The sequence below is a fragment of the Paenibacillus sp. T2-29 genome, from assembly GCF_052921365.1.
The window spans coordinates 762,553-776,511 of sequence record NZ_JBREVE010000002.1 but is presented as its reverse complement, the minus strand read 5'-3'; the positions used below and the strand labels follow the sequence as shown (position 1 = coordinate 776,511).

Below are 13,959 nucleotides of genomic sequence, written 5' to 3'. Positions count from 1 at the left end.
GAGAGAACTGGAATGCCGATCGAACTAGGAATCTGGAAGATTAATGGAGCTGTCGAGAAAATTCATTTTTCTAGTATGGAGACCGAACGTAAGCTCGAAGATGTTATCACACATGATATTAGCATCATCGATCCTTCGTTATTGTTAATTGGGAGACAGATCAATACAGCCTTTGGTAAATTCATTGATATCCTTGCAATGAACTCGGAAGGGAATCTAGTCATTATCGAATTAAAACGTAATAAAACGCCACGAGAAGTAGTTGCACAGACACTGGATTATGCCTCGTGGGTTCAACAGTTGAATTATACGGATATCATTGAGATCTATAGTGAGAGAAATCCGGGAAAGCAATTGGAGCAAGATTTTGTAGACTATTTTCAAACCGACCTACCTGAAACTTTGAACGAACTCCATCAATTGATTATCGTGTCAGCAGAACTGGATCCAGCAACAGAACGGATCATTAACTACTTAACGAACTTCGGTGTCCCGATTAATGCACTCTTTTTTCATTATTTTAAAGACGGAGATAATGAATATCTGGCCAGAAACTGGCTCATTGATCCCCACAAAGTTGAGGTTAAAACATCTAATGTGACGACGAATAAAACAGGAAAGGCTCCATGGAACGGGAAAGATTTTTATATCTCTTTGGGAGACGGAGATTATCGGAACTGGGAGGATTGCAGACGATACGGTTTTATTTCGGCTGGCCAAGGAAAATGGTACAGCAGATCGCTGAATCTTCTAAAGCCAGGTGCCAGGATTTTTGCATGTATTCCTAAGGTGGGGTATGTTGGTGTCGGAATCGTGCAAGAGGAAGTGGTACCCATCAAGGAGTTTCAAGTGATGATAAATGGAGTAAATATACCACTGCTTGATGCTGATATACATGTAAAGATGGATACAGATATCGATGACCCCGACTTATGCGAATACGTTGTACGAGTGGAATGGGTTAAGACTGTTTCTAAACAGGAGGCGATCTGGGAGAAAGGGATGTTTGCGAATCAGCATTCTGCCTGTAAATTGAGAAACCAGTTTACGATTGAACGCCTTACGGAGCATTTTCGACTGGAGGAAGAGAACTGATAGTAAATATGTCTCTTTCATTAAAAATGGAATTGATTAGTTATTATTATTCAAGGGTCTTTCCTAGTTGCCGCAATGTCCTACGTCACCCACTATGATATTAGCTGGAAGTGGACGCGCTGCTGGATTCAGTTTGGTAAAATTAAACCCACCCCGTAAACTCCAGTATAGACGCTTTCGCGGATTGTGCTTCGGATTGCGCTCCTTTACGCCATTCTTTAGGCGGCTCTCCCATAAGCTTGGAGAAGCATCGATTGAAGCTGGAAATGGAACGATAACCGACTTGCTCGGAGATGGAAAGAATGGAGTTATCTGTACTTTTTAACTGCTTGCAGGCCTCTTCGATTCGGGTGCTGTTTAGGAAATCAAGAGGCGACGTTCCCATAATCTCATGAAATTTTCGGCGAAAATGAGTTGTACTTAAATGGCATAGATCAGCCAAAAAATCAATGTTAACAGGTGTCATATAATTTTTAGTGATGTATTCCAAAGCCGGAGAAATGGCAAAATCGCTTTTCCGGCTATGTACTGTTTCTGCATCTTTCAATGATTCATTCCTGGAGTGAATTCTGAGAAGTTCTATATAAAGGGATAGCAATAAGCCGTAGGCGCTTTCCTGATAGTAAGGATTCTGTTGTTGTAATTCCTCTACGATCGAAGTCGCAAGTGTATACACCTTGGGATGCTGCTCCTTGTTCAATATGCAGTTTATTCCCTTTACGACCCACAAATTGGGCTCAAAGTTGCTGTAAGCGCTTTTAAAAGTATGTTGAAAAAGATCCTCTGGCGAAAAAAAGATATAAGACCAAAGGCTGGCTGTATTTGGCGAACTGTACGTGGTATGAGGAAGATACCTGGGAATGAAAGTTACATCCCCGGATTTGAAGGGGACAGATTCTCCTTTGATCTCCATGAAGCCGCTATCCGAATAGCAAATACCAATCTCCAAATGGTTATGAAAATGGAGATGCTCACTTTTAATATCTGAAATCTTCCAACGTTCACCGCTTAACAGCAAGACAGGGAAGTTTATAGGCAAGCTGTAATGTCGGTATTCTATAATGGGCTTCTTTTTTCTGGGCATATTCGATACTCCCACACTTGGATTTGAGTTGATTCTAGGTGAACGCTATGTCAAGTTTAGCCAGCAGGTATACATATAAATGATTGGAATTGCGCAGTTTTGTTGCGAATGTGCTTAGATTGAGACTATTTTACTGCGTACAATGGAATAAGTAAAGCGTTTCCAAAATAGTGACGAACAGCTCTCAAGCGCCTTTGGGGGCGTGTGCGCTAATGAGAGGGGAATAATGATGCTTCAATTAACTTATGACAAGGAAGAAATATTAAAAGTTATCGACAAAGTCGTCAGAAAAACCATGGCGATGGATTTAACGTGGGATTGGCCCTGCGGTGTGGCTTATTATGGTGTATCCAGAGCCTATACGAAAACAGGGAATAAAGAGTATCTAAATATGCTTGCCCAGTGGGCAGATGAATACATCGAGCTGGGTCTGCCGCACTGGACGGTAAACACATGTGCCATGGGCCATATGCTGATCACATTGTATGAAGAAACAGGGGACCAGAAATATTGGGATATTGTGATGAGTAAGGTGGATTACATCCAAAACCATGCTCTCAGGTTCGGAGACCATGTTCTGCAGCATACGGTATCCGTTGCTAATGATTTTCCAGAACAGGCATGGGCAGACACGTTGTTTATGGCGGCATTCTTTCTGCTGCGTGTAGGAACCAAATTAAAGGACGAGAAAATGATCCAGGATGCCTTAAATCAATATTACTGGCATATCAAATACCTGCAAGACCCTAGTAGCGGCTTCTGGTACCATGGCTACAATAATGTCAAACAGGATCACATGTCCGGCTTTTTCTGGGGAAGAGCGAATGCTTGGGGAGCATATACCATGTCGCAAGTCAAAATTCATTTGAAAGACTGGTATTTGTATCCGCCGTGTATGGACGTGGAATGTTCCCTTCGGGATCAACTGGCTGCATTGAAGGGTGTTCAAACAGAGAATGGCTTGTGGCGGACGGTACTGGATGACGAGGAGTCCTATGAAGAAGTATCTGCATCTTGCGGTATTGCGGCGGCCATGATCAATAACGGCAATCCGCTGCATACCAAATGCGTGCAAAAGGCATTGGAGGGCATCTTGAACCATATTAGCGAAGACGGACGGGTATTGGGTGTATCGGGCGGCACGGCGGTTATGAAAGATCGTGAAGGGTATCGCAATATTCCAAAAGACTGGATTCAGGGCTGGGGACAAGGCTTAGCGTTGGCTTTTCTATCCGATATGTTGAATTAGGAGGGATCGAAGTTGTCTAAACAAACAACGGGGGCCTTTACGCTACCAGGAGAATCTGGTTATGAGGCGCTGACCCTGAAATTAGCTGAACGATGGGGCGCTGATGTCATCCGTGACAGTGACGGCACGCAGTTGTCCGATGAGATTATAAACGCTGGATACGGCATTTATTCTACAATCTGTATCATCAGAGATCATAACGAGTGGGCGTCCCGCAACCTGGATAAGCTGCAACAGTGTTTTTTAATTACGAATCCGAAGGTAGCTGTACAGGATTATGTATCCATCTATCTGATGGAGGATTTTTTTGTTGAACAATTCAAAGTGAATGATTCTAAACAGGCGCTTAACTACTGGCAGGTTTTTGACAGAACGACCGGGGAAGAAGTTCCAAGAGAACAATGGAATTATGAAAGGGAATCCGGAAATGTGGTCATTACCGGAATTGCTCCTTGGCATAAATACACGGTAAGCTTCATGGTCTACCGGATCTGGGAAGAGATTTCCATGTACAATCACACCACGAATCATTGGGACAAAGAGCATTTAATGCAGATTGATCCCATGTATACAGAAACGCAACAGTATCTGCTGGATTGGATGGAGGATTGGTGTCTTCATCATAAGGAAACCACGGTTGTCCGGTTTACCTCCTTATTTTATAACTTCGCCTGGATTTGGGGCAGCAATGAGCGCAATCGCCATCTGTTCTCGGATTGGGGGTCATACGATTTTACGGTAAGCTCAAGAGCGCTTGATCTATTTGCCAAGAGATATGGGTATTCGATGACTGCCGAGGATTTTGTGAATGGCGGGAAGTACCGCGTCACACATATCCCGGCTGAGCAACGCAAGCTGGACTGGATGGCATTTATCAATGATTTTGTAATCGAATTTGGCAAGAAATTAATTGATATTGTGCATAGGCACGACAAGCTGGCCTACGTGTTTTATGATGACAGTTGGGTTGGGATGGAGCCTTATAATGACCGTTTTCAAGAGTTTGGATTTGACGGGTTGATTAAATGTGTGTTCTCAGGCTATGAGGCGAGGCTGTGTTCAGGTGTAAAAGTGAATACGCATGAGATTCGGCTGCATCCATACTTATTTCCGGTTGGCTTAGGCGGACTTCCTACCTTTATGGAGGGGGGCGACCCCACGCTGGATGCCAAAAAGTATTGGATTAATATCCGGCGCGCACTGTTGAGGGAGCCTATTGACCGAATTGGACTGGGTGGATATTTGCATCTTGTAGAGCCTTACCCGGATTTTTGCGATTACATCGAAAAGATTGCCAATGAGTTCAGAGAAATCAAAGAACTGCATTATGAAGGCAAACCCTATCACATGAAGACGAAAGTAGCTATTTTGCATAGCTGGGGAAAATTGAGATCGTGGACCTTGTCTGGCCATTTCCACGAAACGTATATGCATGATTTGATTCATATCAATGAGGCTTTATCCGGATTGCCGGTTGAAGTTGAGTTCATTGATTTTGACGATATCCGTCAGGGAATACTACAGGATTGTGATGTAGTGATTAATGCGGGCTCTGCTGGTACAGCATGGAGTGGCGGAAAGCACTGGAATGACAACCAGTGTGTGGACTTACTGACCCAATGGGTTTATGAAGGTGGTACCTTTATTGGCATCAATCAGCCTTCGGCGGTAGAAGGTCACGACAGCTTTTTTAGAATGGCACATGTTCTCGGTTTGGATGAGGATACAGGCTCCAGGGTAGGTCATGGAAGATGGACATATGAGGTTAGGGATGAGCATGGTTTGGTTCCTGAAGGGGCAAGTATAACGCCAAAGAATAGGATTTATCTTACGGATGGGTCAGCTGCAATAGCGGGTGAAACGAATGGAATGATAACACTATCCACTCATGCCTTCGGTAAAGGAAAGGGAATTTACCTTCCTTCATTCGAATTCAGCTGGGAAAACACAAGACTGCTGCTGAATATAATCCGTTTTGCGGACAATGAGTTAAATGAAACGAAGTACATTACGGATAACCTATACACGGAGTGTGCTTATTATCCAGAAAGTAAAATGTTGGTTGTTATTAACAATAGTGATCAACTGCAAAGAACAACGATTGAAACGGACTATGGCAAACAAACCATGGAATTAGAGCCATATGACACCATGATAACCCATATCGGCTTAACAAAATCGGTATAGGAAATAAGAAGTAGCGGTATCAAGCCCTCCTTTTTTTAAGGAAGGGCTTTTTGTTTCAACATCTCCAAAAAATCCAGCCAATTTACCGGGGATTTTGTCCATTCAAAAGCATTTAGTCCTTCATTAACTATAAGTATAACAATGAAGGAGATGATTTTTTTGCGAAAGGCAACTTTAGTGAAAATTAGAAAAGCGGAAGCAAAATTGGGAAAAAAACTGAAAAAAAGAAGCCATGTGGTTATGAATGTTAGAAAAGCCATTCGTGTAACTCAACTTGGAGATGGATTCGCACGTTTCACTTTCGCTCCGGTCACTCTTTCTCCCAATAGCTTTAGAAGCACTACGATTAACGGTAACGACTACAACCTGATTAGCGGCTCATGGACTTTCTCTGGAAATGAACAAGGTTTTCTTCTCAATAATTATTCCGCAGCCGAAGACAGATGGGTATTTACTGCATGGAATCCAAGTGGATTCACAAGAACGGTATCCTATGCTGTTATCGCCAAACGGAAGCCATAATTCCAATGTCATCGTTAGCAGGGAAAAGGAGCTTGAGGCTTCTTTTTCTTGCTAAATGTAGAAAAAATTTTGAACAAATCTTCGATGATCTTATAATTTTTGATAGTGGTTTAAGAGGTGCTCAACTCTCTCCTTTATAATTTGTTTTAAAGATTCAGGCTTTACTGATCGTACATAATGACCATATCTCATAAAATAATGAGCGATAAACTCCTCCTCTCCAGGATTATAGAATCCTTTGATGACTGTTTTATGACCCTGCTGTATTTTCATAGAGGGATAATGTTCTTTATAAAAAATATCCTTGGCTTGTTCTACAATCTCTACTTCAAAGTCGATACTCTTCTCAGTTTGATACATCTCTAATGAACGGCTAAGAAGTTCGTCTATAGAAAAGTGAGAATTGATTTCCTCCTCTTCTACCAAGGTGATTCGATCACATCGGAAAACCCTATACTTATTCGTATTTAACTCTATTCCAGTAGCGTACCATTGGCCAAACTTAGCGGAAATTTTGAAAAATTGAACATGGTAACTTTTGTTCTGGTTATTTTTTGAATATTGAACCTTACAATACGTCTCATTAAGAATACTGGTTAGAATTTTGTCCAAATAGCGACTAACATGATTATGCTGATATATTTCAAATTGTAGAACCTTTTTCATTTTATGAATCTGGTTTATTTGAATTTTAGAAAGACAGTGTTCAAACTTTTCATTGAGTTTATTAACACTTAAATGAAATGGTGTAGATTGATAAGCTTCTAACGTCAACATTGCAAAGTACAGAGCATACACTTCATCCAGCGTAAAAATAATAGGGGATAACAGTCTATTTTTTAAGATACCATATCGTCCATGTCGGCCATGTTCCGAATAAATAGGCATACCTAATTGTTCTAATGAACTAATATCACGTAAGGCCGTACTTTTTGAAATATGGTATTTATCCATGAGATCATTTAAATTAAAGTACTCTCGACTGTTTAAGTACCTGATCATGTCATTTAATCTTTCGGATTTCTTCATACATAAATCTCCTTATAAAAGGTGTCATGTTTTGATATCTTTACATATGATAATAGGTTCAAGGTGATATATCAAATCTATAAGATATCTACCTAAAAGCATGATATAAAAGGAGATCGAACCCATGAGTACAACACTGGAAATAGCTATTTTCTTATCCATGAACGGAAAAGCAAAGGAAGCTATAGCTTTTTACAAAAAACATTTTAACGCCGAGGAACGATTTCTCGTTACTTATCAAGACATGGCCAAACGTGACAGCTCAATACAGCTTACTGCTGAAAATAAAGATTATATTTCTCATTCTGTCTTATCGATCGGAAGAACAAAGGTTATGATAGCAGAAGAACCCATGAATCCCAATGAGGAATATATCGTAGGGAATAACACTTCATTATGTATTCAAAGTGCTGACAGAGAAGAAATTGAACATTTTTATCATAGTCTAATAACAGATGATCGAGTGAAAATCATTGTACCTTTATCAAGTAACGTGTTTAGCCAAGCCTATGGTATTATTGAAGATCCATTCGGTATCCAAATACAATTCATGTTTGATCATCGGTTACAATAAAAAAGTAGGTTAAAAAGCACAACAGCATGGTGAAAAGTGGATAATAAATGGATAGAAGTAAAAACTAAAACGGAAAATCCAAGATACCATAGCAGAAAAGGAGACACTATGACGGAGAAAAAAGAAATAGCAGACAAAATAGGATGGAACTTCGACAACAGTTATTCTCGTCTGCCGGAATCCATGTTTACGAAGCTCAATCCAAATCCTGTCCGTTCACCAAAGCTGATCATTTTAAATCATCCGTTGGCAGTCTCACTGGGGTTGAACGAAAATGCGCTGCAAAAAGATGATGGCGTAGCAATGTTGGCCGGCAATCAGGTTCCCGAAGGTGCTACGCCTCTTGCTCAAGCTTACGCAGGACATCAATTCGGGCATTTTAACATGCTAGGAGACGGTCGTGCTCTACTGCTCGGCGAGCAGATCACTCCCTTGGGTAAACGGGTTGATATTCAGCTTAAGGGCTCAGGCAGAACGCCGTACTCTCGTCGTGGTGATGGCCGAGCGGCGCTTGGGCCGATGCTCCGCGAATACATCATCAGCGAAGCGATGCATGCGCTAGGTATCGCTACCACCCGCAGCTTGGCGGTGGTAACTACAGGTGAGGCGATCATCCGGGAAACTGAGCAGCCCGGCGCCATTCTGACTCGTGTGGCTGCCAGTCATCTTCGTGTCGGCACCTTTCAATATGTCTCAGCATGGGGCACGTCCCAAGATCTGCGTACTCTGGCTGATTACACATTGGAACGACACTATCCGGAAGTTGCCAATGACGAAAACCGTTACCTTTCACTGCTTCAGGAAGTGATTAAGCGTCAGGCGAAGCTGATCGCCCAATGGCAGCTAGTGGGTTTTATTCATGGAGTGATGAACACCGACAATATGACCCTTAGCGGAGAAACCATTGATTATGGTCCTTGCGCCTTTATGGATACCTATAATCCTGAGACGGTGTTCAGTTCCATCGACATGCAGGGCCGCTATGCTTATGTCAATCAGCCGCATATTGCTGCGTGGAATCTCGCGAGATTTGCAGAGACCCTCTTGCCGCTGCTACATGACAACAGAGAGCAGGCTGTCCAACTGGCCGAGGATGCAATTTCAGATTTTGCAAACATGTTTCGCCATCATTGGCTTACGGGAATGCGGGCCAAATTGGGGATCTTTAACGAAGAGCCGCAAGATGAATCCCTGATTGAGGATCTTCTTAAAATCATGCAGAAGCATCGCGCGGACTACACCAATACCTTCCGTGCTCTAACTTTAAACAAACTGGAGGATGCGGATTTGTTCAGCACTGCGGATTTTACCCAGTGGAACAAGCAGTGGCAGGCGAGGCTGGACAGACAACAGGAATCCGAAGCCTCCTCGCATCAGTTGATGCGCAGCAGCAATCCTGCAATCATCCCGCGCAACCATCGGGTAGAAGAAGCACTGGAAGCTGCGGTGGAACGAGAAGATTACCGTGTGATGGAGAAACTTCTTGAAGTTTTTTCGGACCCTTATGCTTATTCTACTGAACAGGAAGTTTACTCTACATTGCCTGAGGAACCCACTTGTCCTTACCGAACCTTCTGTGGTACCTGATCTGTAGTAGTCATGTTGAACAACTGGCTGATAATCTATTTCATGCGTTGGTGGAGAAGAACGACTTTCTCTCACCAACGCATTTTGCTTTTATTTTGAACCTGTTCATTTACAGATGAGATCCACCACTTGCATCAATCAATTGACCAGTGATCCAACGGCTATCCGATGAGGCAAGAAAGGCAGCTATATCTGCAACATCCTCAGGCTCGCCCCAGCGTTTAAACGTCGAAAGGCCAGCGGCAAATTTCTGCCCGTTGGGATCTTGTAATGTTCCGCTATTCATCTCTGTATTGATAATGCCAGGTTGGATGGCGTTGACTGTAATATGACGGCTCCCAAGTTGATGAGCCAAAACGCGTGTCAGTGTGTCGATTGCCCCCTTTGACATGCTATATGCGAAAACACTAGGGGAGGCCACGCGTGTAACAAACGATGAGAGATTGATAATGCGGCCTCCATTTTTTAGACGCGGCAAAGCTTGCTGGGTAACAAAAAGAGGTGCTTTGACATTCATGTTCATGACTTCGTCAAAAGATTCTTCTGTTGTCTCTTCTAGGGGGACAATTTGACCCATTCCAGCGTTATTGACGAGAATATCAAACCGATTATCGCCTGTACGTTCCCGAAGCGCTTTATCCAATTTCGCATATAAATCATAAACGCCGTTCAGGGCACTGAAATCAGCACCGATCGTAAATGCAGCCCCTCCAAGTTGCTCAATTTGATGAACCACCTCATCTGCTTCTTTATGCCTTCTTCTGTAATGCACTGCGACAATGGCCCCCTCCCGAGCCAGACGTAATGCAATGCCACGACCGATTCCTCGACTTGCACCTGTTACTAAAGCGATTTGACCTTTTAACTTACTCATGTCTTCATCTCCTTGTTTGGAATTCATGCATAGTTATAGCACAAGGTAATGTTTGAAATGTTGCTCTTTCATTCGGAGTTCATGTTTTGCACTGTAGGGATACAGCTTTTAAATAAGCTTAATATCGTGATATTTATCATTGAAAAAATATGCATGTTTAACGCTCTAATGCATTACATTGAATTGACCAATGTTCAGAAAAATGAATCTCCTTCCTTTCCATTTCATGTCTAAAAATGTCTGCTAATTAGCAGTTGTATTTAGACGTTTTTTGTCATACAATGCATCTAATGCTACGGACTCGGTCTTAGAAACAGTAAGGTTTTAGACGGTAAATAGGACGTGGTTTCTTTGTATATTTACGAATCGTGGAACTACTGTGTAGTCGTTCGATCAACCACGTCAGTCTGAAAATTAATAATGTTTGGGGGCAGTTTTCCGGATCATTAGCATTTGATGACGAACATATACGAAGGGGAGCGTTCTTTTGGAATCGAAACAATTAACGAGAGGGCTGAAGCCACGACACGTTGAGTTGATTGCGCTTGGGGGCACGATTGGCGTTGGCTTGTTTATGGGATCGGCAAGTACGATAAAATGGGCAGGTCCTTCGGTGCTGTTGGCTTATCTCTTAGCTGGGATTATTATGTTTTTTGTCATGCGGATCATGGGGGAAATGCTGATTCTTGAACCGGTGACGGGCTCATTTGCTACCTTTGCTCATAAATACATCAGCCCTTTGGCTGGTTTCTTGACCGCTTGGAGCTATTGGTTCTTATGGGTTACTGTAGGGATGGCGGAGGTCACTGCGATTGGGGTATATGTGGGCTACTGGTTCCCGGATATCCCGCAATGGTTGCCGGCTTTGGCAGGTGTAATTATTATTGCGCTGGCCAATTTGGCGGCTGTGAAATTTTATGGAGAATTTGAATTCTGGTTTGCGATGATTAAGATTATCGCTATTATCTTCATGCTAGTGGTTGGTACGGGGATTATCTTTTTTGGCCTCGGTAACGGCGGACAGCCGATAGGTCTATCCAATCTAGTCAGCCATGGTGGTTTTTTTGCAGGAGGGCTAAAAGGGTTCCTATTTGCACTCTGTATTGTAACGGCGGCTTATCAGGGGATTGAGATGGTGGGCATTACAGCGGGTGAAGCAGAAAATCCGAAAATGACCCTGCGAAAAGCCATTAAAAACATCATCTGGCGTATTCTGATTTTTTACGTAGGGGCAATCTTTGTCATTGTTACGATTTATCCTTGGAACCAAATTGGCGAGATTGGCAGCCCGTTTGTTCTGACTTTTGCCAAGGTAGGAATTGTGGCTGCTGCGGGTATTATTAACTTTGTTGTACTCACAGCTGCGATGTCAGGTTGCAACAGTGGTATTTATAGTGCGGGCAGAATGTTATATACATTGGCTAAGAATGGACAAGCTCCTAAGTTCTTCGGAAAAGTTTCGGCAAGCGGCGTCCCTAGAAATAGTATAATAACGACCATTTCCTTGCTGCTGGTAGGGGTATTATTTAACTACTTAATGCCTGATTCCAAACTATTTCTGTATATTTACAGCGCCAGTGTTCTCCCAGGTATGGTACCCTGGTTTGCATTAGCCATTAGTCAATTTAAATTCCGGAAAAAGTGGAAAAACGAAATGGAAGGTCATAACTTTAAGTCTCGGTTTTTCCCGATTAGTAATTACATTACGATTATTTTTCTGTTGCTCGTAATTGTTGGAATGTGGTTTAACCCGGACACACGCTTATCGTTGATTGTCGGGGCAACATTCATGGCGATCGTCGTTGTTGGATATTTTATCTTTGGTATAGGAAAGCGGCAGAGAATTGAAGAGTTAGAAAAAAACGAATAGGCTGCTCAAGATGTAGTATTTGCCGAGCGTAATTCAGATTACCTGAGTTGCGCTCGGCTTTTCTTTTTATATGAAGAGGAATAGAGCAATGGAAAGGCTGTAAGTGAGGTGAAAAAGTGTGTGGCTAACCTGTTCGCACTACAAGGGTGAATATAAATACAAAGAAAGTGAGAAGGGAAACGGAGAAGTTCATTATTGCCATACTCTTACGATGAGCCTTAAATTCTGAAATGCCGGACAATAAAAACACAAGTCCTATAAAAAATTGTGCGATGGTGTATGCGTGCTTATAAGTATCCGGGTATGCGAGGGATAAAAGGGACGAACCCATAGCAATTACAGCAAATATTACAGTGAGAATTCGGTAGATATCCATTTTCTTGAACATAGATAAGTTCACCCTTCCTTAAATAACGCCAATTGTATTATCTATTCTAAAGGTCAGACCGTGGGACTTCAAATAAATAGAAAAAAAGGAGTAGGCGGAATGTTGCAAGATAAAACAAGGACCATTCGGATGAGTGTGAAGTTCCTAGGTCATGAGCTTCGTTTTTCGCTTTCGGGTTAGAAATTATAAGCGTGCAGGAGTAGTACCGAGGATCGCAGTATTCTAAAAGTCAACAGGAAATTTGCCCATTTTCAGCGTGATAATCACGTCTTTAGTTCAGAAAACAACGTATTACTATAAAATAAACCAAGCGTAATCAGGAGGATGGTCCAGTATTCCCTCATTTTTATTTCTGATAAGATGAATTCCATATTATTGAAGATACCATTGGCCTACGAGGATACATGTGAAGCTTAGTCTATCGTAGGTATGGATGACAGAATGATACACCAAGAAATGAGGAAAACATCAGATGAAGGTGAAAAAGTACATTATTTTGATGACTGCTGTCATGAGTTTATCTGCTATGCTGGCAGCATGCGGTGACTCTAAGAAACAAAATGAAGGCGAGGCTACAACTGGAGCGACTACGTCTACAGTTGCCACAGCTACACAGACACCCAAAGTGGATCGTGATGTTGCGGGACAAGCGAGTGCGGAAGCTACTGCGAGCAGTACAGTGGACAAAGCGGCAAAAGCTGAGACCAACACAAAAACGTATGCAGACATGGCTAAAGAAGCAACGAAACCAGACCAGCAAGCAGGCCAAATAGGACTAAATACAACACAAGAGCAGCTCCTTTCCTTTGCAGATCGTTATGGGCTGGTACGGGTGCCAAACCATCCCATTCGGCGGGTTTCCGATCCAACCGGAAAACATATCAACATCGCAAATTACAGCGACTCTGTTGTCAATTTATATACAGAAAAGCCAATTCACCCGAATACGGATGAGTTTATTCATGAGGCTTATACTTATTTTACAGAGGGAGTTGCTCCGGGAGAGACCTACAAGAAATGGGAGGAAACTTCTAATACAGAAAGAGGGCTCATCAAAATGCTCTACCTGTCACGCGAGGGACTTCTTATTTTAGAAGAAGCGATGAAGACGCATGATTACTCTACTCCATCAGTCCAAAATACGCTGGGCTTCTTTAAGGTTGCTTCGAAATTTGAGTCTATGATACCTGTTGCACAGACGCCCACAGACATTAGTTTGTACAATATGTATGATCAACAAGTTAAACCAGAGTGGAAGAAACTGAGTGATATTAAAAACCCTGCGGCGAATGAAAAGGCCTTTGCTGCCGCCTATCAAAAAGCAAGAAACGAGACCAATAATCTCATGGGGTTGTTGAACATTATGGTGTCTACGGAAATGGAAAAACGTCTCAAAGCAGCAACTGATCCGCAGAAGACAGAAAAATAGAAAAGACATAATTTATCCACAATTCCTTCTAATATTTAACTGTTAGTAGAATTATTGAAAAGCTATAATTC

General features: G+C 42.3%; 12 protein-coding genes. 8 read left to right on the top strand and 4 right to left on the bottom strand.

All coding sequences use genetic code 11. The features are described 5' to 3' along the window. The first annotated feature begins 12 nt into the window (after positions 1-12). A complete protein-coding gene (locus tag ACU1JV_RS09090; protein WP_413985607.1) occupies positions 13-1,095 on the top strand; it encodes an endonuclease NucS domain-containing protein in 1,083 nt (360 codons plus the stop codon). A gap of 142 nt (positions 1,096-1,237) precedes the next feature. On the opposite strand, the gene ACU1JV_RS09085 is transcribed toward ACU1JV_RS09090, so the two are convergent. Beyond that, complete coding sequence (locus tag ACU1JV_RS09085) at positions 1,238-2,179, bottom strand: AraC family transcriptional regulator (protein WP_413985608.1); 942 nt, start codon at positions 2,177-2,179, stop codon at positions 1,238-1,240. 229 nt (positions 2,180-2,408) lie between these two features. Between ACU1JV_RS09085 and ACU1JV_RS09080 the strand changes: the two genes are divergently transcribed. From ACU1JV_RS09080 to ACU1JV_RS09070, 3 genes are all read left to right on the top strand, one after another. Then, positions 2,409-3,428, top strand: coding sequence for a glycoside hydrolase family 88/105 protein (locus ACU1JV_RS09080; protein ID WP_413987547.1), 1,020 nt, complete (start codon positions 2,409-2,411; stop codon positions 3,426-3,428). A gap of 12 nt (positions 3,429-3,440) precedes the next feature. Continuing rightward, positions 3,441-5,615, top strand: coding sequence for a 1,3-beta-galactosyl-N-acetylhexosamine phosphorylase (gnpA, locus tag ACU1JV_RS09075; RefSeq protein ID WP_413985609.1), 2,175 nt, complete (start codon positions 3,441-3,443; stop codon positions 5,613-5,615). A gap of 150 nt (positions 5,616-5,765) precedes the next feature. After that, positions 5,766-6,137, top strand: a complete 372-nt coding sequence (locus ACU1JV_RS09070; protein ID WP_225683773.1) for a hypothetical protein — start codon at positions 5,766-5,768, stop codon at positions 6,135-6,137. Positions 6,138-6,227: 90 nt separating this feature from the next. On the opposite strand, the gene ACU1JV_RS09065 is transcribed toward ACU1JV_RS09070, so the two are convergent. After that, positions 6,228-7,166, bottom strand: coding sequence for a helix-turn-helix transcriptional regulator (locus tag ACU1JV_RS09065; protein WP_413985610.1), 939 nt, complete (start codon positions 7,164-7,166; stop codon positions 6,228-6,230). A gap of 124 nt (positions 7,167-7,290) precedes the next feature. Here ACU1JV_RS09065 and ACU1JV_RS09060 point away from each other — a divergent pair, with 124 nt between their 5' ends. Both ACU1JV_RS09060 and ACU1JV_RS09055 read left to right on the top strand, forming a co-directional pair. Continuing rightward, positions 7,291-7,740 carry a VOC family protein gene (locus ACU1JV_RS09060; protein ID WP_413985611.1) on the top strand — a complete coding sequence of 150 codons (450 nt, stop codon included), beginning with the start codon at positions 7,291-7,293 and terminating at the stop codon, positions 7,738-7,740. A gap of 108 nt (positions 7,741-7,848) precedes the next feature. Next, positions 7,849-9,327, top strand: a complete 1,479-nt coding sequence (locus tag ACU1JV_RS09055) for a protein adenylyltransferase SelO (RefSeq protein WP_413985612.1) — start codon at positions 7,849-7,851, stop codon at positions 9,325-9,327. Positions 9,328-9,436: 109 nt separating this feature from the next. On the opposite strand, the gene ACU1JV_RS09050 is transcribed toward ACU1JV_RS09055, so the two are convergent. Beyond that, positions 9,437-10,201, bottom strand: coding sequence for an SDR family oxidoreductase (locus tag ACU1JV_RS09050; RefSeq protein WP_064962559.1), 765 nt, complete (start codon positions 10,199-10,201; stop codon positions 9,437-9,439). A gap of 487 nt (positions 10,202-10,688) precedes the next feature. On the opposite strand from ACU1JV_RS09050, the gene ACU1JV_RS09045 reads away from it, so the two are divergent. Then, positions 10,689-12,071 (top strand): amino acid permease, encoded by a 1,383-nt coding sequence (locus ACU1JV_RS09045; RefSeq protein WP_025677367.1) that lies wholly within the window; start codon positions 10,689-10,691, stop codon positions 12,069-12,071. A gap of 124 nt (positions 12,072-12,195) precedes the next feature. Here ACU1JV_RS09045 and ACU1JV_RS09040 read toward each other — a convergent pair whose 3' ends face one another. Further along, on the bottom strand, positions 12,196-12,402 hold the full coding sequence (locus ACU1JV_RS09040; protein WP_446724543.1) for a DUF3953 domain-containing protein: 207 nt from the start codon (positions 12,400-12,402) through the stop codon (positions 12,196-12,198). Between the two features lie 529 nt (positions 12,403-12,931). On the opposite strand from ACU1JV_RS09040, the gene ACU1JV_RS09035 reads away from it, so the two are divergent. Beyond that, positions 12,932-13,888, top strand: a complete 957-nt coding sequence (locus ACU1JV_RS09035; protein WP_264216724.1) for a hypothetical protein — start codon at positions 12,932-12,934, stop codon at positions 13,886-13,888. Positions 13,889-13,959 lie beyond the last annotated feature (71 nt).